The sequence below is a fragment of the Nonomuraea sp. NPDC050404 genome (assembly GCF_040655495.1).
Taxonomy (GTDB): domain Bacteria; phylum Actinomycetota; class Actinomycetes; order Streptosporangiales; family Streptosporangiaceae; genus Nonomuraea.
On sequence record NZ_JBFAKB010000033.1, the window covers coordinates 16,418 to 38,820 of the forward strand.

Sequence of the window (22,403 nt, forward strand, 5' to 3'; positions counted from 1 at the left end):
AGGTGTCGTGGAGCTCAGTCTCTTGCGGGCACAAGCGCACAGCCCGTCGTACTTCTCACTCCTGCGCAGCTCGACGGGAGAGCGCGCCCCGGTGGACTTCTGCATCCCTTGCAACCCGTATTTCCCCACACCGGAAATATTCGAGCACCTCGGGAGAAACCTGGAATCGATCCTCAAGTTCTATCCCAGCGACGCCGGGACGATCACCGAGGAGCTCTGCGCCACCCTCGGGCTGCATCCCAAGACGGTGGCGATGGGCAACGGCTCGACCGAGCTCATCACCTGGATCGACCACCTGCTGGTGCGCGAGAGCCTGGCGGTGCCGATCCCCACCTTCGGCCGCTGGACCGACCAGCCGCTGGAGACCGGCAAGCGGGTGGACATGTATCCGCTGACCGAGCACCGCAACTTCACGCTCGACGTCAACGACTACGTCTCCTTCATCCGCATGCGCGGCTCGCGGGTGGCGGTGATCTGCAACCCCAACAACCCCGACGGCGGCTACCTGCCCAAACACGAGGTCCTGCGCCTGCTCGACGAGCTCATCGACCTCGATCTGGTGATCGTGGACGAGTCGTTCGGCGACTTCGTGGACGCCGAGCCGTACCCGGGCGTCGCGGCGGAGGCGGCCGTGCGGCCGAACGTGATCGTGCTGCGCAGCCTGGGCAAGAACTTCGGCCTGCACGGCATCCGCTTCGGCTACATGGTGGCCAACCCGGCGCTGGCCGGGCGGGTACGGGACGCGCTGCCCAAGTGGAACCTCAACTCCTTCGCCGAGGTCGTCGTGTTCATGATGCGGCAGTTCATGCCCGAGTACCAGGAGAGCATCAGACGGCTCGGCAACGACAGGAGGGCGATGTTCCAGCAGCTCAGCACGATGCCGGGGCTGTCGGTGTTCGCCTCGCAGGGCAACTTCCTGCTGGTGAAGCTGCCGCCGGGCCACGACGGGGTGCCGCTGCGCGACCACTTACTCACCGAGCACGGCGTGTACGTCCGCGAGTGCGGCAACAAGCTGGGCACCACCAGCCAGTTCCTGCGCCTGGTCGTACGCCCCCAGGACGACGTGCGCCGCCTGCTGATCGGCATGACGCAGTTCCTGTACTCGGGCAGCCTGCACGAGATCCCGGTGATCGGCGTCCATCACCGGCACGTCAACCCGCTGTCCGCCTAGGCCCTGCCCCTGGTCACCCCCTCCGGTGGCCGGGGGCAGGCCAGGCGCCTCCTAGTCCCTGCCGCGCGGCCGGTACGGCTTGGGCAGCCTGAGCCCGCGCTCGGCCATGACCTGGCGCAGCCGGTCGGGATAGTCGGTGATCAGGCCGTCGATGCCGTCGTCCATGAGCTTGCGCATGGTCGCCTCGTCGTCCACGGTCCACGGGATCACCTTGAGCCCGAGCGCGTGCGCCCGGTCCACCATGTCCTTGGTGACGTACGGCTCGTAACCCGGGTCGGTGATCTTCCCGTTCTGCGGGAAGCCGTGCACGGGCGAGAACGCCTGCGCGCCGAACGACCTGACCGCCTTGAGCGGGTCGCCGCCGAAGTCGTCGATGTCCAGGCCGCCCAGCCACGGCGAGGCGCCCGGCTGCCCGGTCTGCAGGAAGTCGCGGTTGGTGAGCGCGACGAGCGGCAGGCGCGGCTCGACCTCGCGCATGCGCATGAGCGCGCCCCAGTCGAAGCTCTGGATCGTCACCTGCCGCAGCAGGCCGGCCCGCCGGATCTCGCGCGCGGTGACCCGGACGAACTGCTCCCTGGGCGCCGTCTCGCTGGGCGCCCCGGCCTCCACCTTGGTCTCCACGTTCAGCTTGACGTGGTTCGCCCGGTATCGCCGTACCAGGTCGAACACCTCACGCAACGTGGCCATCCGCGCCCCCGGCACGGCCCGCTGCCCGGGGTACTCGGGCAGCGTCTGCGACCCGCAGTCCATGGTCCTGACCTGGCGCAGGGTCAGGGTGTTGAGGTACTTGCCGACGTAGGGGAACTCGGGGTCCCCCTCGGCCGCGGGCGCGGTGTCGCGGCACTTCCTGTCGCTGATCTTGCGGTCGTGGGTGACGACCGCGTACCCGTCCTCGGTGATCTGCACGTCCAGCTCCAGCGTGCTCACACCGAGCTCCAGCGCGTTGGCGAACGCCGGCAGCGAGCTCTCCACGACCAGTCCCAGGCCACCCCGGTGCGCCTGGAGGTCGAAATCCCGGCGGCCTTGCTCACTCTGCGCGCTCTGCGCGCTCGCCGGAGTCGCGGGCAGGGCCGTCAGCACCAGGGCCGCCGCCGCGAGCACGTGCCATCTCTTCATGTCCACGGACGCCAACCTCGGGCATCACCGGTACGGGAGCGCGTACGCCAGATGAGCGCCGGGCGAAACCTGCCCGATCATCGGAACGTCAGGAGTGGACCTCGTGCACGGCGACCGTCGCGGCCGTGTCGAGCGCCCGCTGCCCGGCCTCCCGCACGAGCGGGGCCGGCGCGCCGCCCGTCGCGAGCGCCTCGGCCAGCGCGGCCGCGGTGAGGCCGTACTGCAGCAGCGTGAGGCCCTTGTGGGCGAGCACGAGCCCGGCCGAGACCTTCAGCCCGAGCCCCATGGCGCGGTCGCCCTCCTCGGCGAGCACGGCGTGCTCGTCGCCCAGCCGGAGGAGGGCCTCTTCGTCCCCGCCGGGGAACAGCCGCTCCAGGAACAGCTCCATGGGCGCCAGCGCCGCGGGCAGTTCGAGGCTCACAGGATGCCGCCGACGCGGAACCGGTCCATGCTCATTCCCCCCTCATCCGTGCGGCCCGATGCCGGTCATCAGCGCCGCCATGCCCTGCGCGTAGGCTCGCATCCGCAGCGCGCCCTGCTCACGCAGCTCCGCCACCCTGGCCATGACCTGCTCGACACCGGCGCCCGACCCCGCGCGCCGCAACCGCGTCCTGGCCTCCAGGTCGGCCAGGGCGTCGTTGACGGCGCACACCACGCGTCCGCCCAGCGCCCCCGGGCCGCCGTGCATGGCCCGCGGGGTCACGCTGAGCGCGACCAGCCGCGGGCCCGGCGCGCACACGGCGCTCACGAGCCCGGCGGACGTGCCGCGCAGGTCCTCGTCCGGCACGCCGCCGATCGTCTCCAGCATCTCGACGAGCTGGTCGAACAGCTCGCCGAAGTCCAGCGTGGGCACGCCCCCCGGCGCCCCTGACCCTGTGCTCAGCCCGGCCGCGCTCACCTCGACCGACGCCGTCAGCCGCGCCATCCGCGCGTCCAGGTCGGCCCGGACCGCACGCAACTCCCTGGCCAGCGCCAGCGGCTCGATGAGCGGCACACTGTCGTCGTGCGGGCGCGCCTCGCCGAAGGCGGCGTCCACGGCCTCGGCCACCCGGCCGGCCACGACCTCATGAGGCTCGCGCATCAGCCGGGAGTCGATCCCGAGCGCAACGAGCCTTCCCCCCGCGAGGACGGCGCGCACGCCGGCTCCCCGATCATTTTCCAGCAATGACGAAACTCCGGCTGAGGTTGGTAAGTGCTCCTTCACGCTAACGGCGGCCCGTACGCCCCGCAGCGCACGTCATCGGAGCTTCGCCGCGAGTTCATCCGGCCGGGTCCGCCCGCCTGGCGGGCGCGAGCACGACCGGACCGATGTAAGCTGTCCCGGCTAATCCCCTTACACCATAAAAAGTCGCCACAAAGGGAAGGGTTCCGTGCTCTCCAGCCAGCAGGCAAGCACCGTCCAGACCCGCGATCACACCGCCGCGGACAGCCACGACCACATCCAGGTCCGTGGCGCCAGGGAGAACAACCTCAAGGGCATCTCCGTGGACATCCCCAAGCGGCGTCTCACCGTGTTCACCGGAGTTTCCGGCTCCGGCAAGTCCTCGCTCGTCTTCGACACGATCGCCGCCGAGTCCCGGCGCCTGATCGACGAGACGTACACGGCGTTCATCCAGGCGTTCATGCCGAGTCTGTCCCGCCCCGACGTGGACGCGCTGCACAACCTCAGCGCGGCGATCATCGTGGACCAGGAGCGGATGGGCGCCAACGCCCGATCCACCGTGGGCACCGCCACCGACACGCACACCATGTTGCGGATCATCTTCAGCCGGATCGCCGAGCCGCAGGTCGGTTCGGCCTCGGCGTTCAGCTTCAACATGGCCGAGGGCATGTGCCCGGAGTGCGAGGGGCTGGGCAAGGCGTCCGAGATCGACGTGGACGCGCTGGTCGACAGGGAGCTTTCGCTGAACGAAGGGGCGATCAAGATCCCCGGGTACCCGGTGGACAGCTGGCCCTGGCAGGTCGTGGCCAGTTCCGGCCTGTTCGACCCCGACGTCAAACTGGCGGACTTCACCCCGCAGCAGTGGGACGACCTGCTGCACAAGCCCGCCACGAAGCTCAAGTACGGCACGAACAACTTCACCTACGAGGGCCTGGCGCTCAAGGTCAGGCGCAACATCCTGGGCAAGGACCGCGAGTCGATGCAGGCGTCGGCGCGCGCGTTCGCCGACCGGGCCATCACGCTCGCCCCCTGCCCCGCCTGCGGCGGCGCCCGCCTGAACGAGGCCGCCCGCTCGGCCAGAATCCAGGGCAAGAGCATCACCGACTGCTCGGCCATGCAGATCAACGACCTGGCCGACTTCATCCGCGGCATCGACAACCCCGCGGTCGGCCCGGTGCTGCAGGGGCTGCGCTCGACGCTCGACTCGCTGGTCGAGATCGGCCTGGGCTACCTCAGCCTGGACCGCGAATCCGGCACGCTGTCGGGCGGCGAGGCGCAGCGGGTCAAGATGGTGCGCCACCTCAACTCCAGCCTGACCGACGTCACCTACGTCTTCGACGAGCCCACGGCCGGGCTGCACCCGCACGACATCCAGCGCATGAACCGCCTGCTGATGGCGCTGTGCGACAAGGGCAACACGGTGCTGGTGGTCGAGCACAAGCCGGAGACGATCGAGATCGCCGACCACGTCGTGGACCTGGGTCCCGGCGCGGGCACCGGAGGCGGTCAGCTCTGCTACGCGGGCAACCTGAGCGGGCTGCGCAGGTCGGGCACGCTGACCGGCCGCTACCTCGACCATCGGGTACGGCTGCGCGAGGACGTCCGCACCCCCACGGGACAGCTCCCGATCAGGAACGCCACCCTGCACAACCTGCGTGACGTGAGCGTGGACATCCCGCTCGGCGTGCTGACCGTGGTGACCGGCGTGGCGGGGTCGGGCAAGAGCTCGCTGATCCACGGCCACGTGGCGGGCCTGGAGGGCGTGGTGGTGGCCGACCAGTCGCCGATCCGCGGCTCGCGCAGGAGCAACCCGGCCACCTACACGGGGGTGCTCGACCCGATCCGCGCCGCCTTCGCCAAGGCCAACGGGGTCAAGCCGGGCCTGTTCAGCGCCAACTCCGAGGGGGCCTGCCCGGCCTGCAAGGGCATCGGGCTGATCTACACCGACCTGCAGATGATGGCCGAGGTGTCGTCGGTCTGCGAGGAGTGCGAGGGCAAGCGGTTCACGCCGAAGGTGCTGACGTACCTGCTGCGTGGCAAGAACATCAGCGAGGTCCTGGAGATGCCGGTCTCGGAGGCGCGCGACTTCTTCCCCACGGGCCAGGCCGGCACGATCCTCGACCGCCTCGTCTCGGTCGGCCTCGGCTACCTGGGCCTGGGACAGCCGCTGACCACGTTGTCGGGTGGCGAGCGGCAGCGGCTCAAGCTGGCCATCAACATGGCCAAGAACGGCACCACGTACGTGCTGGACGAGCCCACCACGGGCCTGCACCTGGCGGACGTGGACCAGCTCCTGGCCCTGCTCGACCGCCTGGTCGACGACGGGAACTCGGTCATCGTGATCGAGCACCACCAGGCCGTCATGGCACACGCGGACTGGATCGTGGACCTCGGCCCCGGCGCCGGCCACGACGGCGGCCAGGTCGTCTTCACCGGCACCCCCGGCGAACTGGTGACCAAGGGCGACTCCCTCACGGCCATCCACCTACGCGACTACGTCAACCGCCCCTGACAAATGGAGAGCGGCGCCCGCCCCTTGACCACCGCCCCACCCCGCCAAAGGTCGGGACGCCGCTCTCCCCTCCCCCCAAGGACCCCAGCCACACAAAGACCTCAGCCACAGTACGACCGGAAGCCGCCTTCCAAGGACCTCAACCGCAGCACGGCGGGAAGCCGCCTTCCAAAGGACCTCAGCCGCAGTACGACGGAAAGCCGTCCCCTCTCCCCCCAAATGACCCCAGCCGTAGTACGGCGGGAAGGGAGTGGCGGCGGGTCCGTGGCCGGGGACGTGCGACCGAGCAGGCCGGACGCGCCGGAACGTCAGACGGCCAGGCGGGCCAGGACGCGGGCGAACTCCGGCGGCGGCGCCACGACGAGCCTGGTCTGCCCGTGCTGGGTGACGATGTCGGCCCTGATGAGCGTCAGCCGCCCCTCATGCCACCAGTACACCTGCGGGCTGAGCCCATCCGTGCGCGCCGCGTGCATCCGCAGCCGCTCGATGGCCCGTACCACCCCGATCCCATCCACCGGATGCACGAGCAACGTGTACGGATCCGGCAGCACCACGAGCACCCCGTCGTCCGGCACCGCGAGGTAGTCCCCCAGCCACCGCAGATGAGTGGCGGCCGACGGGCTCGCCGCGGTCAGCCGCGTGACCGGCGTGCCGGACAGCTCGATGTGCTCGGACCTGAGCCGGTCCTGCCCGCGCACGTTGGCCACGGCCAGGTCGAGGGCCTGCGCGGTGGGCACCGGCCAGCAGCCGGACTCCTCGGGCCGCACCGGGCGCGCGCCCACGGTGAGCAGTTCGACCAGGTCGGCGTTCAGGTGGCGGCCGACCACCCTGGTCAGGTCGGGCACCTCGTCCACGGCCTCCACGCGGGTGCGCATCAGGGGCCGCGCCTGCTCCAGTTCGCACACGTCCACCCGGTCGCCGGCGGTGGCCACGGCGTGCGTGAGGTGTTCGGAGACCAGCATGGGCCAGTCCTCCCTGGCCCTGCGCCCGGCCTCGCGCCGCAGCCCGGTCAGCTTCACGACCAGCTCGGCGCCGTTCTCGACCTGCGGGCCTCTGAGCGTCACGGAGGAGCCGTCATGGGCGAACTCGAAGGAATATCCGAGGGACTCCGCGACAAGCGCCAGCAACGAGTCGAGGTCGACATCCTCGACCGGCCGGCGTGAGGGCTCGCGGTCACGTCTGAACAAATTCACGCGCCGTGTCCCTTTCTGTCGGATTCGTCCCTCCTACCTTGCCTGCTCCTCATTCCGGATCCCGCCAGCTAGGGAGCACGATTCGGTATCGATAACACCAAGTGCGCCGAGCCAAATGCTGTGCTGCGGCGAGCCGTGCCCGACCGGCAACCCCGCCACGATCGGCACTCCGAGCGGCCCCAGCCGGTCGGCCAGAACCGGGTACGGATCTCCGCACTCCACCCACGATCCCAGCGCGATCCCGCGCACCCCGTCGAACACGCCCGCCTGCAGCAACTGGGTGAGCATGCGGTCGATCCGGTACGGCTCCTCCCCCACGTCCTCCAGGAAGGCGATTCCGCCGTCGAACGACGGCTGCCACCGGGTCCCGCACATCGAGGCCAGCAACGACAGGTTCCCGCCGCTCACCACTCCCTCGGCCCGCCCCGGCGCGAGCACCCGGTCCCCCTGGACCGTCTCCGCCGTGCCGGAAGCCGTGCCGGAAGTCGTGCCGGAAGTCGTGCCGAAAAGGGCCGAGCGCAGGCTCTCCCACGTACGCGGCTCCGGCCCGGCCTCGTCGCCGGCGATGAGCGCGCAGGCGGTCATCGGCCCGTGCAACGTCGGCACGCCCAGCTCGACGGCGAACGCGTTGTGCAGCGCCGTGATGTCGCTCGACCCGAGCAGCACCTTGGGCCCTGCCTCGCGCATGGCGTCCCAGTCGAGCAGATCCAGCAGGCGGGCCGCGCCGTACCCGCCCCTGCTGCAGAACACCGCGGACACGGCCGGGTCGCACCAGGCGGCCTGCAGGTCGGCGGCCCTGGCGGCGTCGTCGCCCGCCAGGTACGGCAGCTCCTGGCGGTCGAGCGCGTGCGGGCCGACCACCACCTTCAGCCCGAGCTCCTCAAGCCGCTTGACACCGCGTTTGAACAGGACCGCGGAGGCCGGGCCGGAGGGCGAGACGATGGCGACGGTGTCACCCTGCTGCATCGATCAGCTCCTTGACGAGAGCGGGCAGTGCCTGGCCGATCGGCTCGTTGATCACCTGGTCGGCGAAAGAATCGTACGGGGTGGGCTCGGCGTTCACGATGACCAGCCGCGCCCCGAAGTCGATCGCCTCGCCGCACAGCCCGGCCGCGGGATGCACGGTCAGCGAGGTGCCCACCGCCACGAACAGGTCGCACGAGCGGGCCGCGTCCAGCGCCGCGGCCAGCACCTCGGACTTGAGGTTCTGCCCGAAGGAGATCGTGTTCGACTTCTGGATGCCGCCGCAGCGCGGGCAGGGCGGGTCGTCCTCGCCCGCCGACACGCGGGCCAGCACCTCGCCCATGGGCGTGATCAGGTCGCAGGACAGGCATTCGGCGCGGCGCACGGTGCCGTGCAGCTCGATGACCTTCTCCGGCGCCGACCCGGCGCGCTGGTGCAGCTCGTCGATGTTCTGCGTGATCAGCGCGCGCAGCAGCCCGGCGTGCTCCAGATCGACCAGCGCCCGGTGCGCGTCGTTCGGGCGGGCGTCCCAGACCGGATGGCCGAGCCTGGCCCGCCACGACGCGCGCCTGACCTCCGGGTCGGCCACGTAACGGCTGATGTCCGCGTTGGCCGCGGCCTGCGGATCCTTGGTCCAGACACCCTGCGGCCCCCGGTAGTCGGGGATGCCGGAATCGGTTGAAATGCCCGCCCCGGTTAGCACCGACACTGAGGTTGGCTCGTTCACCTGGCAAACGGTGTCACACTTGCTTGTCGTATGCGACTTCCGCCCCACATCCTCGTGGTCAACGGCATCAAGGTCCGGCGGCCCGTCTTCCTGCTCGGAGCCCCGCACTCCGGCACGGACCTGCTCGCCCGCGCCCTGAAACGCTCTCCGGGCTTCCACGTGACGATGGGCCGCGCGAGCGTGGCGCACGTGGTGTACGCCTTCGCCCGCAAGCCGTCCATCGCCGGCACCTCGGGCGCGGTACGCGTCATGCGCGACGCGCTGTCGGAGTCGTGGCAGGTGCGCCCCCGCTCCTGCGGCGAGTGCGCCGAACCCTGCCGGGAGGCGGGCGGCGTCACCGGCGTAGGTCCCTGCGTGGCCGCGGCCGACGTCACCCGCTTCGGCGACGGCAGCCCCGACCTGATCTACAGCGCGCCCGTGCTGCTGCAGGCGTTCCCCGACGCCCGCTTCGTGCAGCTCATCCGCGACGGCAGGGACGCGGTGGCCGGCATGCTGGCCGACCCGTCCTGCCTGGCCTGGTTCAAACCGACGATGTTGTCGGAACAGACCGAGTTCCCCAACGCCTTCCTCGGGGTCAACAAGGACGAGCACCTCGACCGCTGGAAGACCATGCCGGTGGCGGGCAAGAGCGCGCTGCGCTGGCGCAGCGCCGTGCGGCTCAGCGCCGAACTGCGCCGCACGCTGCCCGAGGACCAGTTGCTGACCCTGCGCTACGAGGACCTGATCGACAAACCGCCGCAGTCGGTGGCCACGCTGTCGGAGTTCCTGGACACGCGGGTGTCCAAGGTCGTCCTGTACGACACCGCCGTGCCCAAGGTCGGCGCGTGGCGTACCCGGCTGCGCCGCGACGACCTGGTGCTGGTGGAGAAGGTGGCCAGGGAGGAACTCAAGCGGCTGGGCTACCAATCGAGCTAGGCCGCGCACTCAGGCCGGGCTGCCGGTCGAGCTGAACTGGGTGCGGTAGAGCTCGGCGTACAGCCCGCCGCGCGCCAGCAGTTCCTCGTGCCCGCCGCGCTCGGCCACGCGCCCCTCGTGCACGACGAGGATCTCGTCGGCCTCCCTGATCGTGGACAGCCGGTGCGCGATGACCAGCGACGTCCGGCCCTCCAGCGCCGTCTTCAGCGCCACCTGCACGGCCGCCTCCGACTCGCTGTCGAGGTGCGCGGTGGCCTCGTCGAGCACGACCACGCGCGGCGCCTTCAGCAGCAGCCTGGCCAGCGCCAGCCGCTGCTTCTCGCCGCCGGACAGCCGGTAGCCGCGGTCGCCGACCACGGTGTCCAGCCCGTCGGGCAGGCCCTCGACCAGCTCGCCGATCTGCGCGGCCCGCAGCGCCTGCCACATCTCCTCCTCGCCCGCCTCCGGCCTGGCGTACCGCAGGTTGGCCCCGATCGTGTCGTGGTAGAGGTGCGCGTCCTGCATGACCACGCCCACGGTGTCGCGCAGCGAGTCGAGCGTGGCGTCGCGCACGTCGAGCCCGTTGATCCGCACCGCGCCCTCGTTGACGTCGTAGAGCCTGGACACCAGCGAGGTGATCGTGGTCTTGCCCGCCCCGCTGTGCCCGACGAGCGCGATGAGCTGCCCGGGGGCGGCCGTGAACGACACCCCTTCGAGCACCGGGTTGGACGGGCCGCCGTCCTGCCTGGCCACCGACTCCAGCGAGGCCAGCGAGACCTCCTCGGCGGACGGGTAGCGGAAGCGCACGTCGTCGAACTCGATCGTCACCGGCCCCTCGGGCACCGGCACGGCGCCCGGCCGCTGCGCCACCATGGGCTTGAGGTCGAGGATCTCGAAGACGCGGTCGAAGCTGACCAGCGCGGTCATCACGTCCACGTGCACGTTGGACAGGGACGTGAGCGGGCCGTACAGGCGCATGAGCAGGGCGGCCAGGGCCACCAGCGTGCCCAGCTCGAAGGCGCCGGAGACGGACAGGACGCCGCCGATGCCGTACACGAGGGCGGTGGCCAGCGCGGCGATCAGGCCGAGCGCGACCCGGAAGACGGTGCCGTACATGCCGACGGTCACGCCCACGTCCCTGACCCTGGCCGCCCGCGCGCCGAACACCCGGGCGTCGTCCTCCGGCCTGCCGTACAGCTTGGCGACCATGGCGCCGGCCACGTTGAAGCGCTCGGTGGTGACCGAGCTCATCTCGGCGTCGAGTTGCATCTGCTCGCGGGTCAGCACCGACATGCGGCGGCCGACGTACTTGGCGGGCACGATGAAGATCGGCAGCAGCACCAGCGCGACCAGCGTCACCTGCCACGACAGCGCCAGCATCGCGCCGAGCACCAGGATCAGGCTGACGACGTTGGCGACGACCGAGGACAGGGTGCTGGTCAGCGCGCGCTGGGCGCCGATCACGTCGGTGTTGAGCCTGCTGACCAGCGCGCCGGTCTGGGCGCGCATGAAGAACGCGACCGGCATGCGCTGCACGTGGTCGAACACCTCGGTGCGCAGGTCGTAGATCAGTCCCTCGCCGATGCGGGCCGAGAACCAGCGCTGCACCAGCGTCAGCCCCGCGTCCACCACCGCGAGCGCGGCGATCGCCACGGCCAGCCAGACGACGGGGCCGGTCCGCTTCGGCAGGATGCCGTCGTCGATGATCGCCTTCATCAGCAGCGGGTTGGCGATCACGATCACCGCCCCGGCCACGACGAGCGCGAGGAACGCCGCGATCTGCCTGGTGTACGGGCGTGCGTAGCGGGCGATGCGCCGGACGGTGCCGGGGCGCAGCCGCTGCTTGGTGACCGAGCCGTCGCGCCGCATCGACGCCATCATCCCGGGGCCGAAGCCCCCACCCATCATCGCCATCCGGGGGATCCCCTCTCCTCCGCCGGAGACAGCGCCGCGGGGCAGCACGGGATTCCCGCCTCAGCTCACCGCGAAACTCACTCCCAACTCCCCCGGCTTTCCGCCACCGAGCCCCCGATGCCCGGTGACGCCCGATGGTTCCCGGAACGGCCGGGCGCGATGCCCGGTGATGCCCCGGAATGGCCGCTGATCGTCTTCTGAGCGCCGCTGACGCCGTGTGCCATCCTGAGCCGCCACTCAGGCCCGCCGCCGCTCCAGGGCCCTCTCAGGGCCGTTACGGGCGGTCTGTGGGAACGGCTCAGCCGAACAATGCCTTGATGCGTGCCGCCTGTTCCATCCCTTCGGCCACACTCTGCTCCTCCAGGGTGCGTCCTGGCGCTCCCTGGAGGAGTCGCTTGGTCGCCGCGGCCGCGTCCCGGTTGGTGGACAGCAGTTGCGCGACCTTGTCACGTACCGCTTGCTCCAGGTCGCCCCCGGCGACCACTTGCTCCGCGAGGCCGATGCGCATGGCCTCATCGGCGTGCACGGTCCTGGCGGTCAGGCAGATGTCGATCGCCTTGGCCAGGCCGACCAGCTCGACCAGGGGCTTGGTTCCCGTCAGGTCGGGCACCAGGCCCAGTGCGGGCTCTTTCATGCAGAACGATACGTCGTCGGCCACTATCCGCAGGTCGCAGGCGAGCGCGAGCTGGAACCCCGCTCCGATCGCGTGCCCCTGCACCGCGGCGATGGAAACGATCTCCGGGCGGCGCAGCCACAGGAAGCCCGCCTGGGCCTGCCTGATGCGCTGCTCGAAGCCCGCGCCTTCGCTCTTGGCCGCCGAACTGAACGAGCCCTGTCCGGGCACCCCCTCAGTTGTGAACATTCGCAGGTCGATCCCTGCTGAGAAGGACGGTCCCTCACCTTTCACGACGACGACGCGCACCTGCTCGGGCAGGTTCTCGCCGATGCGAGCCAGTGCGGACCAGGTCGCGAACGTCTGTGCGTTGCGCTTTTCCGGCCGTACCAGCGTGATCGTCGCTATCTCACCGTCCACCTCGATACGGACTCCGCCCTCCACCGAGGAAGAGTCTTCGTCCGCGTTCCCCCCGCGCTGTCGCGCCTGTGCTTCCGCCATCGCCCGCTCCTTCGCCGGAGTGCTGACCGTCGCGCCCGAGCCTACAGAACATCGTTCTGGCTCGGGCGCGACGGCGGCTGACTAGGGACGGGCGGCTGCGGTCGCACGTTCCGAGGCGGCCGTCAGCGCTTGGACTTGCCTCGGGTCGCCCCGCCGCGCCCACGCAGAGTCACACCGGACTCGCTGAGGATGCGGTGGATGAACCCGTAAGACCGACCGGTCGAAGCGGCCAGCGCGCGAATGCTCTCGCCCGCGGCGTAGCGCTTCTTGAGATCGCCGGCCAGTTTTTCCCGGTCGGCCCCGGTGACCCGGGTGCCCTTCTTCAGTGTCTCGGCCACGAGTACCTCCTGTAGTGCCGGACTTCCGCAGCGTTACTCCGCCATGATCAGTCATTTCAGCGGGATCGGCTACCTACTCCACGGGAAAAGATCCGTACCCACTCAAATTAAGATCAGGCAAGTGCCACAAGATCGGAAAATTCGTCGCTCCATGCGTCTTCAGTTCCGTCCGGTAGCAAGATCACCCTATCCGGTGACAGGGCGTCAACGGCACCCTCGTCATGTGTGACTAGGACGATCGCTCCTGAATACGACCTCAGGGCGTTGAGAACCTGCTCCCGGCTGACCGGATCGAGGTTGTTCGTGGGCTCGTCGAGAAGTAGGACATTTGCGCTCGAAAGCACCAGGATCGCCAGCGCCAGCCGGGTCTTTTCCCCGCCGGACAACACTCCGGCGGGCTTGTCGACATCGTCGCCGGTGAACAGGAACGAGCCCAGGACCTTGCGCAACTCGGTGTCGGTGAACTCGCCGCCCGCCGAGCGCATGTTCTCCAGGAGCGTACGGCTGGAGTCCAGAGTCTCGTGTTCCTGGGCGTAGTAACCGATCTTCAGGCCGTGTCCCGGCCTGATCTCGCCGGTGTCGGGCGTCTCGATGCCGCCGAGCAGGCGCAGCAGCGTGGTCTTGCCCGCGCCGTTCAGCCCGAGGATGACGACCCTGTGACCTCGGTCGATGGCCACATCGACGTCGGTGAAGACCTCCAGCGAGCCATAGGACTTGGACAGGCCCGCGGCCGTCAGCGGCGTGCGCCCGCACGGCCGCGGCTCGGGGAAGCGCAGCCGCGCCACCTTGTCGCTCTGCCGCTCCTCCTCGGTGCCCGACAGCAGCCGGTGCGCGCGGCGCATCATGTCCTGGGCGGCCTTGGCCTTGGTGGCCTTGGCGCGCATCTTGTCGGCCTGCGCCAGCAGGGCTCCCGCCTGCTTCTCCGCGTTGGCGCGCTCGCGCTTCCTGCGCTTCTCGTCGGTCTCGCGCTGGGCCAGGTAGGCCGTCCAGCCCACGTTGTAGTGATCGATCACCGACCGGTTGGCGTCCAGGTGCAGGACCTTGTTGACCGTCGCTTCAAGAAGACCGACGTCGTGGCTGATGATCACCAAGCCACCTTGATGACTACGCAAAAAATCGCGAAGCCACCCGATTGAGTCCGCATCTAGGTGGTTTGTGGGTTCGTCTAGAAGGAGAGTTTCAGCACCGCTGAAAAGAATTCGCGCCAATTCCACGCGTCTCCGCTGACCGCCGGAAAGCGTTTGCAACGGCTGTCCGAGCACCCGGTCGGGCAGGCCGAGACTGGAGGCGATGGAGGCCGCCTCCGACTCTGCCGCGTAGCCGCCCAGGACATGCATCTGATCTTCGAGCCGCCCGTACCTCCTCACGGCCTTCTCCCGGGTGCGCTCGTCGGCGGAGCTCATGCCGAGCTCGGCCTCCCGCAGCTTGCGGATGACCTCGTCGAGCCCGCGCGCGGACAGGATGCGGTCGCGGGCCAGCACCTGCAGGTCGCCCGTGCGCGGGTCCTGCGGCAGGTAGCCGACGCTGCCGGTGGTGGTGACCGTGCCCGAGGCGGGCAGGCCCTCGCCCGCCAGCACCTTCGTCAGCGTCGTCTTGCCCGCGCCGTTGCGGCCGACGAGCCCGATCTTGTCGCCGGGATTGACCCGGAAGGAGGCTTTCTCGATGAGCAGGCGCGCGCCCGCGCGCAGCTCGATATCATTAGCGATGATCATGGTGACCGGAACACTCCCGAGCTAGGAAACAAGGTTTGGGCGTGCTACGCCGGTCAATCGGGAGTATGCATACCGATCAGTGTAGAGCCCCGGGCAGGGGCTCCACCTCTCGTCAGCGTTCCTTCAGGTGCTCCCCGATCAGCACCAGGTTGTGGATGGCGGCCAGGCCGTACTGGGCGGCGCTGTTGGTGCTGACGAACGGCGCCTCGTGCACGGGGTGCGGCACCCGCGGCCCTTCCACCAGGGTCAGCTCCCAGTTCTCCTGGTGCTGCAGCGGGTTGCGGTTGAGCTGGTCGCCCTCGCCGAGGTCGAACTTGCGCCACGCCCACGCGGCCAGCTCGGGATCCGCGGTGCGCGCCGCCGCGTACGCCGTGAGCCGGCTGTGCGCCTGGATCAGCGAGATCCCGCTCAGCCGCCGCCCCACCTCCGCCTCCTGCTGCTCGGGCGGCGCCAGGTAGAGCCGGCAGTACTCCAGCCACGCCGCCTCGAACCCGGGCACGCCCAGGTCCAGCTCGATCAGCTCGGCGCACATCTCCGGCAGCCCGAACAACGACGACAGATGCGAGATCGAGATCTGGTCGCGGGAGGTGTCGAACCGGCCCGTCTCCAGGTCCAGCCGCCCCTCCCCGGTCAGGAAGCGGCGCGGCAGCGCGCCGATGCCGGCCATCGTGCCCAGCAGCCGGTCCCTGGCCCGCTCGTCCCCGTGCCGCTCCCACCTGGTCAGCCAGGCCGCCGCCAGCGAGCCCCAGTCGGTGCCGAGGCCGACCGACAGCGCCGAGGGGTCCGGGGTGTAGACGTCCTCGCGCACCTTGCGCAGGGGGTCGATGGCCAGGAAGGTCTCCTCGGGGACGCTGAGCTCGTCCATGAGGTCGCCGGTGCGCTCGTCGGCGGTCAGGTAGTAGTAGAAGCGCCGGTAGGCGGCGTTGGAGATGCGCAGTTGCTTGCAGCTGCAGCCCCAGTGCTGCACGTTGTGCCGGCTGCCCAGGCCCTTCCACCTGCCCAGGTGGTAGACGTCCACCTCGCCGGTGTGGCGGGTCATGGACTCGGCGAAGCGGAAGACCTCCGCCCGGCCCGTGCGCAGGAACTGCAGCCACAACCACAGGTCCGGCGACAGCTCCGAGTTGTCCCAGGCGTAGCCGCCGACGTCGTAGCGCCAGGTGTGGCGGTCGCCGTCGTAGGTGTGCATGACGTCGCCGTAGTCCCAGAAGCCGTACCAGCGGCGCTGCTCGCGTTCGCGCTCGTACAGGTCGAACAGGAAGTCGAGGCGGTCCTCGATCTTCGCGCGGGCGGGCGTGGAGCGGTCGGGCAGGCCCCAGACGCCGAACACGCCCGCCTCGCGCAGCCGCTCGGGGCTCGCGGTCAGCAAGCCGGGCTCGTTCATGGCGGCGGCGTGCGCGGCCAGGTCGTGCGCGGCGGGCGTGGCATCGTGGACGCGCAGGCTCAGCTCGTGTGTACGGGCGATGCCGCGCGGGTCGCCGAACCCCGGCTCGTAGTCCTCGTAGGTGATCTCCAGACCTTCGAGCTGCTCCTCGAAGGTGTCCTGGCCCATGCCGTCGTGGTAGAAGCGCAGGTCCATGGCCGGGGCGGACGGCGACCACAACCAGATGGTGGCGGTGGCGACGTCGGTGGCCGCGTTCCTGATGTCCAGGCGGGTGGGGTGCAGGCGCCAGAAGTCGCGCAGCCCGAAGCCGAGGCCGCCGCTGACGCCGCCGACGTAGCCGTACCCGTTGGAGCGGGCGCCGGCCGGGATCGTCACCCAGGCGTGGCCGTCCTTGGTGCGTTTGCGCAGCGTGTAGCCGTCGGCGGAGCCCTGGTCGAGGGTGTGGTCGTTCCAGGCGGGGATCAGGTGCAGCCGGCTCGCCACCTCCGGGTCCAGCTCGCCGGCCGGGCGGCCCTCGACCTGGGCGCGGCGCGCGGCCTCGCCGGGGTCGATGCGCAGGCCGGTCAGCCCGCGTACGGCCTCGGTGAGGAAGCCTTCGGCGCCTGCCAGGCGCACGTGCCTGTCGTGGAGTTCGTCGCGCATCACGACGTCGGCGCGCAGGCCGAGGCCGGCCAGGAAGTCGCGCTCGGGGTCGCCGTCCCAGATGAAGGTGTGCATGATGCGCACGTGCTCGGCGCCCGCGTAGAAGTACAGGCGCACGGTGAACGGCAGCCAGTCGCCGTGCCTGCCCTCCAGCCTGAGCACGGCGCGCACGGGGCCGTCCTGCTCGACCGTGACGCTCTCGACGACGCCCGCCTGCTGCTCGCGGGTCACGTGGCCGCCCTCGTCGGGGGTGGGACCGTCCTGGCGGAGGCTGACCAGGCGCACGTCCCTGGCGATCTCGCGGCTCCCGCGCGAGATCGACCTGGCCACCGCGCCGCCACCGATCCGCCACGTCACGACTCCCGTGGTGACCACCAGGTCACGACCTTCGCGGGCCACGGTGACGGCCGCGCCGGGGGCGGTGGCGGGCTCGGCGGTCGGCGTGGCGGGGGCGGTAGCGGGCTTCAGGTGGTATTCGGGCGAGTGCGATCCCGCGCCGATGGCGTGGGCCGACCACTTCACCGAGCCGTCCGGCCAGGTGGCGGTCACCCAGCTCTGCAGCGGCACCTCGCGCCCGCCCGCGTCCGTCAGCGCGAACGGCGTGCCCCGCTCGACCGTGCCGCGTGGCCACGGGACTCCCCAGGTCACCCCCTGGTCTCCCGGTCGGTCCAGCCAGCGCAGCACAGTCATGCGATCTCCTTCAATCGCTCGGCGACGATCGCGGCCACCTCGTCGGCGCCGCGGAAGCAGAAGTGGGTGTCGTCGGCCACGCCGTCCGGGTAGAGGGGGTGCGTGCCCGGCGGGAAGTGGGTGAACAGGGCCTTCGACCCCTTGGGGCCGAGGCGTTCGTACAGCTCGGTGGTGGCGGTGGTCAGGTCGACCAGCGGTACGCGCTCGGCGGCGGCCAGCTCCCGCACCCGGTCGGGGTAGTCGCCGTGGGTGGGGACGAGCGAGCCGCCCTCGAACCTGCGGCGCTGCACCGGCGTGCAGAGCACGGGCATCGCGCCCGCCCCGCGCGCCTCCCCCACGAAGGCACGCAGGTTGTCGCGGTAGGGCAGTTCGGGCTGCTTCTGGTCGTTGTGCCCGAACTGGATCACCACGAGGTCGCCGGGCGCGATCTCGCGCAGCAGCGCCGCCCACAGCCCCTCCTCGCGGTGGCTGGCCGTGGTGGCGCCGCCCTTGGCGAAGTTGCGCACCGGGCCGCCGGCGTACGGCCCGAGCTGCGCCCCCCACCCCGACATCGGCGCTTCGAAGGCGGGACAAGAGGCGACCGTCGAGTCCCCCGCCAGCAGGATGGTGCGGCTCACTCCTTGACGCCGCCGATCAGCACGCCCTTGGCGAAGTGCTTCTGCAGGAACGGGTAGAAGAACAGGATCGGCAGCGTCGCGATCACGATGACCGCGAACTTCAGCCCCTGCTCCGGCGGCACCCAGGTCCTGTCCATCTGCGCCAGCGCCGCCGCGGCGTCGGTGTTGGTGAGCTGGCGGACCAGGATCTGCAGCGTCCACTTGTTCGGGTCGCTGATGTACAGGAGCGGCGACATGTAGTCGTTCCAGATCGCCACCGCGTAGAACAGCGAGAACGTCGCGATGATCGGCTTGGACAGCGGCAGCACGATCCTGAAGAAGACGCCCATCTCATTGCAGCCGTCGATCCTGGCCGCCTCCTCCAGGGCCTGCGGCAGCTCCTGGAAGAAGCTCTTGACGATGATCAGGTAGAACGGGTTGATCGCCAGCGGCAGGATCAGCGCCCAGTAGCTGTCGAGCAGCCCCAGGTCGCGCACCACCAGGTAGGTGGGGATCATGCCGCCGGTGAAGACCATCGTGAAGATGACCAGGTTCAGCACCAGCGTGCGGCCCGGCAGGTACCGCTTGGCCAGCGGGTAGGCCATGGTGAAGGTCAGCATCACCTGCACCACCATGCCGACCGCCGTCACGATGATGGTAGTGAGCAGGGAGCGGACGAAGGTGGGGGTGGCGAAGATGTACTCGTACGCCTCGGTGACGAACGTCGTCGGCCACAGGAAGAACGGCCGCGAGGCGATCTCCGGCTCGCTGGCGAACGACGCGGCCAGCACGTAGACCAGCGGCAGCACCGTGACCAGCGCCAGGCCGACGAGCACGACGATGTTCAGCGTGTCGAAGATCCGGCTACCGAGCGAGCTGTTGTTGTTGACCGAAAGCTTCTTGGGCTTGGTCTCAGTCATAGTGGTCATGCCCGGGCCCCTTTAGAACAGGCCCCGCTGGCCGAGGCGCTTGGCCAGCCAGTTGGAGCCGAAGATCAGGATGACGCCCACCACGCCCTTGAACAGGCCGACGGCGGTGGAGTAGCTGAGGTTCCCGTTCTGGATGCCGGAGTAGTAGACGTAGGTGTCGAACACCTCGGCGACCTCGCGGTTCAGTGAGGTGGTCATCAGCCAGATCTGCTCGAAGCCGGTGTCCAGCAGGTTGCCGGAGGCGAGGATCGCCATGACGACGACCGTCGGGGCGATCGCGGGCAGCGTGACGTGCCAGAGCTGGCGGAAGCGGCCGGCGCCGTCCATGCGGGCGGCCTCGTACAGGTTGGGGTCCACGCCGGCCAGCGCGGCCAGGTAGATGATCGTGCCCCAGCCCGTCATCTTCCAGAGCTGCTGCAGGATGATCAGCTGGCGGAACCACTGCTCCTGCGCCATGTAGTCGATCTTCGCGGTGTCGCCCAGCAGGTCGCGCATCCAGCCGGCGATCACGCCGAAGTCGGCCGCGAACAACACGTACGTCAGCGACGCGACGATCGTCCACGACAGGAAGTGCGGGATGTAGATCAGCGACTGGATCGAGCGCTTGAGAATGTTGAGCCGCAGCTCGTTCAGCATCAGCGCGACGATGACCGGCGCGGTGAAGACGAACAGGATGTGCAGCGCCGCCAGGATCAGCGTGTTGGCCATCAGCCGGCCGAAGTCGGGGCCGGAGAAGAGCTGCTCGAAGTGCTTGAAGCCGACCCACGGGCTGCCCGAGTAGCCGAGGAAGGGCAGGAAGTCCTGGAAGGCGATGGTCACGCCGTACATCGGCAGGTACTTGAAGAGCGCGAAGTAGACGAGGCCCGGCAGGAGCATCAGGTAGAGCCAGCGGTAGCGCAGCAGCGCGGTGCGCAGCGGCACCTTGTCGGCCCTGCGCCGCTTCGCCTTGGGCGCCGCCTTCGCTGGAGGCGTCGCCAGGTCGGTGGCCACAGCGGCCTCCTTTCAGATGAGGGGCCCGGAAGGTGCCCGGGCCCCTCATGCGGGGGGTCGTGAACTACTTGGGCAGCTTGGCGAGCAGGTCGTTGACCTCGGCGGCGATCTGCGTGCCGCCGCCGTCGTACCAGCGCTTGATCTCGGCCTTGAGCCCCGCCTCGTCGATCGCGCCCGACAGGAACTTGATCCGGGCGTCGGAGATGATCGTGTCGATCTGCGCGCCCCGCTCGATCGCCGTGGGCGGCGCCACCGGCAGGGCCACGTTGTGCACCGCCGTCTTGAGGTCCTCCTCGACCAGCTTCTTCTGCAGGGCCAGGATGTCCCGGTACGGCTGGCCCGACGGGACGCGCTGGTAGGCGATGCCGCCGATGTCCATCGTGCCCTTGGTGCTGAGCTGCGTGAACGCGTCGTCCACGTTGTCCTGGACGACCTTGACGGCGGGGTCGTCCTCGTTGATCAGCGCGGCGGTGTCGCCGTTCTCGACCTTGAAGTTACGGCCCTCGATGCCGTTCTGCAGCAGGACCTGGCCCTCCTTGGTGGCCAGCTTGTCCAGCGTCTTCAGCACGTTGTCCAGCTCGGCGTCGGTCCGCACGCTCTGCTTGGAGATGGCCAGCTGGTCGGCGTAGCCGGTGAAGGGGTAGGAGAACTTCTTGCCCTCGGCGAGCGCCATGTTGCCGACCATGGTGACCTTGTCGCCGTAGTCCTTGTCACCGTTCTCCCTGAACAGGTCGAGCACCTGGCGGGAACGGATGTTGACGTCGATGATCATGCCGCCGCGGCCGTGGAAGAACGGCTCGTTCCACTTGGCGGTGTCGAAGGTGGCGTAGTCGGGGTTGATCAGGCCCTCGTCCATCATCTTCTTGAGCCACTTGTTGGCCTCGACGAACTCGGGCGTGTCGAAGCCGGGCACGACCTTGCCGTTCCGCTCGCCCCAGCCGGTCGGGGCGCCGAACCAGGTCTCGATCACGTCGTACGGGCTGGCGCTGGCGTAGTTGCCCGGCCACTTCGGGATGAGCAGGCCGTAGGTGTCCTTCTTGCCGTTGCCGTCCGGGTCCTTCTCGGTGAACGCCTTGGCGACGTTGTAGAAGTCGTCGACCGTCTTCGGCTCCTCAAGGCCGAGCTTCTTCAGCCAGTCCTTGCGGATGACGACCGCCGAGCGCAGCAGGGGCCGCATCCGGTACAGGCCGTAGATCTTGCCGTTGATGGAGGCGTTGAGCGCGGTCCGCTCGTCCGCCGGCTTGAGGTTCGGGTACTTGTCCAGCTTGTCGGTCAGGTCCCAGAACGCCCCGGCCTGCGCGGCCTTCACGAACGCGGGCATCTTCGGGTCCACGACCACGACCTGCGGGATGCTGTCCGAGGCCAGCGTGACGTTCATCTTCTCGGTGTACTCGGCGTTGGGGACCCAGGTGACCTTGATCTTCTTGCCGAGGAACTTCTCGATGGTCTGCTGCATCTCGCCGGTGGGCTCGGGCGCGGTGCCGAACAGCTTGGCCATGAACGTGATCGTGTTCGGATCGGACTGAGACGCGTCGCCGCCGCCGGAGCAGGCCGAGGCGGTGAGAGCAGCCGTTAGCGTTAACACACCGGCAAGAAGCCGCCGGCGACGGGATGCGCTCATGAGTTCCCTTTCGAAAGCAGACGCGCCTCGTTCTCCTGGAAGAAGCGCTGGCAGAGCCACGTGTTGAGATAGATCCAGGCGCCGAAGCTGATCAACGGCGCCAGGATGGGCATCGCCGAGGTCGCGAAGACGATGGCCGTGAGCGCTAGCAGCAGGATCACGGTCGAGGCCGGACGCAGCAGCGCCAACTGGACCGCCTTGGGCCAGTAGGCCCGCAGCGGCAGGTCGTAGTGCGCGTAGAGCGGCCCTACGTGCGCCCCCACACCCGCCAGTGCGATGAGCGCCACGAAGCTAGCGATTCGCGGCACTCCGAGGCCGGGCCCCAGGGCGGAGAAGTAAAGGTAGTTGCCGACCAGCACGGTGGCGACCAGCGCCGCCGGCACGACCAGCAACGAGGCCCGGACGAACTCCCGTCGGTAGACGGTCCAGAATTCACTCCAAGCCTGAAACGTTTCATTTCGGGCATGCCGCCGAGCCAGGGTGTAGGCGGCTACGGTGGCGGGTCCCAGCCCGAGGATCACGCCTCCGGCGAGGGTGAAGACGAGCCAGATCAGGTTCAGGCGGACCACCCAGATGAGCTCTGAGCAGGCAGCTTGAAACCTGAGGGACATGGCGGGGTGGTCCATCCGGCACCACCTTTCGTGGCATGTGCACGGATTACGGGGGTGAGGTGTTGCACCGCGGTTCCTGACCAGTTACAGGCCGGTGAACGGCGGTTGGTGCGAAATTAGTGTTGAA

The 22,403-nt window shown here is 69.4% G+C and carries 19 protein-coding genes; 3 read left to right on the forward strand and 16 right to left on the reverse strand.

The annotated features are described in order from the left end of the window. The first annotated feature begins 7 nt into the window (after positions 1 to 7). Positions 8 to 1,171, forward strand: coding sequence for a histidinol-phosphate transaminase (locus tag AB0I81_RS53110; RefSeq protein WP_360675756.1), 1,164 nt, complete (start codon positions 8 to 10; stop codon positions 1,169 to 1,171). 51 nt (positions 1,172 to 1,222) lie between these two features. Here the strand turns inward: AB0I81_RS53110 and AB0I81_RS53115 are convergent, their stop codons facing one another. The 3 genes from AB0I81_RS53115 to AB0I81_RS53125 all read right to left on the reverse strand — a co-directional run bounded on the left by AB0I81_RS53115 (position 1,223) and on the right by AB0I81_RS53125 (position 3,425). Then, complete coding sequence (locus tag AB0I81_RS53115) at positions 1,223 to 2,287, reverse strand: glycerophosphodiester phosphodiesterase family protein (RefSeq protein WP_360676013.1); 1,065 nt, start codon at positions 2,285 to 2,287, stop codon at positions 1,223 to 1,225. An 88-nt stretch (positions 2,288 to 2,375) separates the two neighbouring features. Further along, positions 2,376 to 2,708, reverse strand: coding sequence for a hypothetical protein (locus AB0I81_RS53120; RefSeq protein ID WP_360675758.1), 333 nt, complete (start codon positions 2,706 to 2,708; stop codon positions 2,376 to 2,378). A gap of 42 nt (positions 2,709 to 2,750) precedes the next feature. Beyond that, positions 2,751 to 3,425, reverse strand: a complete 675-nt coding sequence (locus tag AB0I81_RS53125; protein WP_360675761.1) for a hypothetical protein — start codon at positions 3,423 to 3,425, stop codon at positions 2,751 to 2,753. 232 nt (positions 3,426 to 3,657) lie between these two features. On the opposite strand from AB0I81_RS53125, the gene AB0I81_RS53130 reads away from it, so the two are divergent. After that, positions 3,658 to 5,961, forward strand: coding sequence for an excinuclease ABC subunit UvrA (locus AB0I81_RS53130; protein WP_360675762.1), 2,304 nt, complete (start codon positions 3,658 to 3,660; stop codon positions 5,959 to 5,961). 308 nt (positions 5,962 to 6,269) lie between these two features. Here AB0I81_RS53130 and AB0I81_RS53135 read toward each other — a convergent pair whose 3' ends face one another. From AB0I81_RS53135 to AB0I81_RS53145, 3 genes are read right to left on the reverse strand one after another with little or no spacing between them, the layout of a single operon-like run. Then, positions 6,270 to 7,154 carry a hypothetical protein gene (locus AB0I81_RS53135; protein ID WP_360675764.1) on the reverse strand — a complete coding sequence of 295 codons (885 nt, stop codon included), beginning with the start codon at positions 7,152 to 7,154 and terminating at the stop codon, positions 6,270 to 6,272. A 33-nt stretch (positions 7,155 to 7,187) separates the two neighbouring features. Next, entirely contained in the window at positions 7,188 to 8,120 is a 933-nt protein-coding gene (locus tag AB0I81_RS53140; RefSeq protein WP_360675766.1) for an LD-carboxypeptidase, read from the reverse strand. Beyond that, positions 8,107 to 8,844 (reverse strand): Sir2 family NAD-dependent protein deacetylase, encoded by a 738-nt coding sequence (locus tag AB0I81_RS53145; protein ID WP_360675769.1) that lies wholly within the window; start codon positions 8,842 to 8,844, stop codon positions 8,107 to 8,109. The genes AB0I81_RS53140 and AB0I81_RS53145 overlap by 14 nt, the downstream gene beginning before the upstream one ends. A 30-nt stretch (positions 8,845 to 8,874) precedes the next feature. Here AB0I81_RS53145 and AB0I81_RS53150 point away from each other — a divergent pair, with 30 nt between their 5' ends. Further along, the gene (locus AB0I81_RS53150) at positions 8,875 to 9,759 is read left to right on the forward strand and encodes a sulfotransferase (RefSeq protein ID WP_360675771.1); all 885 of its coding nucleotides are present in this window, start codon (positions 8,875 to 8,877) and stop codon (positions 9,757 to 9,759) included. A gap of 9 nt (positions 9,760 to 9,768) precedes the next feature. Here the strand turns inward: AB0I81_RS53150 and AB0I81_RS53155 are convergent, their stop codons facing one another. The 10 genes from AB0I81_RS53155 to AB0I81_RS53200 form a co-directional block, all read right to left on the reverse strand. Then, positions 9,769 to 11,652 (reverse strand): ABC transporter ATP-binding protein, encoded by a 1,884-nt coding sequence (locus tag AB0I81_RS53155; protein ID WP_360675774.1) that lies wholly within the window; start codon positions 11,650 to 11,652, stop codon positions 9,769 to 9,771. A gap of 298 nt (positions 11,653 to 11,950) precedes the next feature. After that, a complete protein-coding gene (locus AB0I81_RS53160) occupies positions 11,951 to 12,766 on the reverse strand; it encodes an enoyl-CoA hydratase/isomerase family protein (protein WP_360675776.1) in 816 nt (271 codons plus the stop codon). 122 nt (positions 12,767 to 12,888) lie between these two features. Beyond that, complete coding sequence (locus AB0I81_RS53165; protein WP_020547488.1) at positions 12,889 to 13,104, reverse strand: helix-turn-helix domain-containing protein; 216 nt, start codon at positions 13,102 to 13,104, stop codon at positions 12,889 to 12,891. A 113-nt stretch (positions 13,105 to 13,217) separates the two neighbouring features. Further along, positions 13,218 to 14,816: an ABC-F family ATP-binding cassette domain-containing protein gene (locus AB0I81_RS53170; protein WP_360675781.1), complete on the reverse strand. Its 1,599-nt coding sequence runs from the start codon at positions 14,814 to 14,816 to the stop codon at positions 13,218 to 13,220. Positions 14,817 to 14,928: 112 nt separating this feature from the next. Further along, on the reverse strand, positions 14,929 to 17,529 hold the full coding sequence (locus tag AB0I81_RS53175; protein WP_360675783.1) for a Tat pathway signal sequence domain protein: 2,601 nt from the start codon (positions 17,527 to 17,529) through the stop codon (positions 14,929 to 14,931). Then, positions 17,526 to 18,146: a rhamnogalacturonan acetylesterase gene (locus AB0I81_RS53180; protein ID WP_360675786.1), complete on the reverse strand. Its 621-nt coding sequence runs from the start codon at positions 18,144 to 18,146 to the stop codon at positions 17,526 to 17,528. Before AB0I81_RS53180 ends, AB0I81_RS53175 begins: the two co-directional genes overlap by 4 nt. Beyond that, entirely contained in the window at positions 18,143 to 19,054 is a 912-nt protein-coding gene (locus AB0I81_RS53185) for a carbohydrate ABC transporter permease (protein WP_360675788.1), read from the reverse strand. The genes AB0I81_RS53180 and AB0I81_RS53185 overlap by 4 nt, the downstream gene beginning before the upstream one ends. Positions 19,055 to 19,066: 12 nt before the next feature. Then, positions 19,067 to 20,044 carry an ABC transporter permease subunit gene (locus AB0I81_RS53190; RefSeq protein WP_360675790.1) on the reverse strand — a complete coding sequence of 326 codons (978 nt, stop codon included), beginning with the start codon at positions 20,042 to 20,044 and terminating at the stop codon, positions 19,067 to 19,069. Between the two features lie 64 nt (positions 20,045 to 20,108). Then, the gene (locus AB0I81_RS53195; RefSeq protein WP_360675792.1) at positions 20,109 to 21,542 is read right to left on the reverse strand and encodes an extracellular solute-binding protein; all 1,434 of its coding nucleotides are present in this window, start codon (positions 21,540 to 21,542) and stop codon (positions 20,109 to 20,111) included. 119 nt (positions 21,543 to 21,661) lie between these two features. Next, positions 21,662 to 22,291: a DUF624 domain-containing protein gene (locus AB0I81_RS53200; RefSeq protein WP_360675795.1), complete on the reverse strand. Its 630-nt coding sequence runs from the start codon at positions 22,289 to 22,291 to the stop codon at positions 21,662 to 21,664. Positions 22,292 to 22,403 lie beyond the last annotated feature (112 nt).

Excerpts from the sequence above, each read along its gene's own strand:
- AB0I81_RS53115 (WP_360676013.1), bottom strand. The coding sequence starts at position 2,287 with ATGAAGAGATGGCACGTGCTCGCGGCGGCGGCCCTGGTGCTGACGGCC.
- AB0I81_RS53140 (WP_360675766.1), bottom strand. The coding sequence starts at position 8,120 with ATGCAGCAGGGTGACACCGTCGCCATCGTCTCGCCCTCCGGCCCGGCC.
- AB0I81_RS53150 (WP_360675771.1), top strand. The coding sequence starts at position 8,875 with ATGCGACTTCCGCCCCACATCCTCGTGGTCAACGGCATCAAGGTCCGG.
- AB0I81_RS53155 (WP_360675774.1), bottom strand. The coding sequence starts at position 11,652 with ATGGCGATGATGGGTGGGGGCTTCGGCCCCGGGATGATGGCGTCGATG.
- AB0I81_RS53160 (WP_360675776.1), bottom strand. The coding sequence starts at position 12,766 with ATGGCGGAAGCACAGGCGCGACAGCGCGGGGGGAACGCGGACGAAGAC.
- AB0I81_RS53170 (WP_360675781.1), bottom strand. The coding sequence starts at position 14,816 with ATGATCATCGCTAATGATATCGAGCTGCGCGCGGGCGCGCGCCTGCTC.
- AB0I81_RS53175 (WP_360675783.1), bottom strand. The coding sequence starts at position 17,529 with ATGACTGTGCTGCGCTGGCTGGACCGACCGGGAGACCAGGGGGTGACC.
- AB0I81_RS53185 (WP_360675788.1), bottom strand. The coding sequence starts at position 19,054 with ATGACCACTATGACTGAGACCAAGCCCAAGAAGCTTTCGGTCAACAAC.
- AB0I81_RS53195 (WP_360675792.1), bottom strand. The coding sequence starts at position 21,542 with ATGGCCAAGCTGTTCGGCACCGCGCCCGAGCCCACCGGCGAGATGCAG.
- AB0I81_RS53200 (WP_360675795.1), bottom strand. The coding sequence starts at position 22,291 with ATGGACCACCCCGCCATGTCCCTCAGGTTTCAAGCTGCCTGCTCAGAG.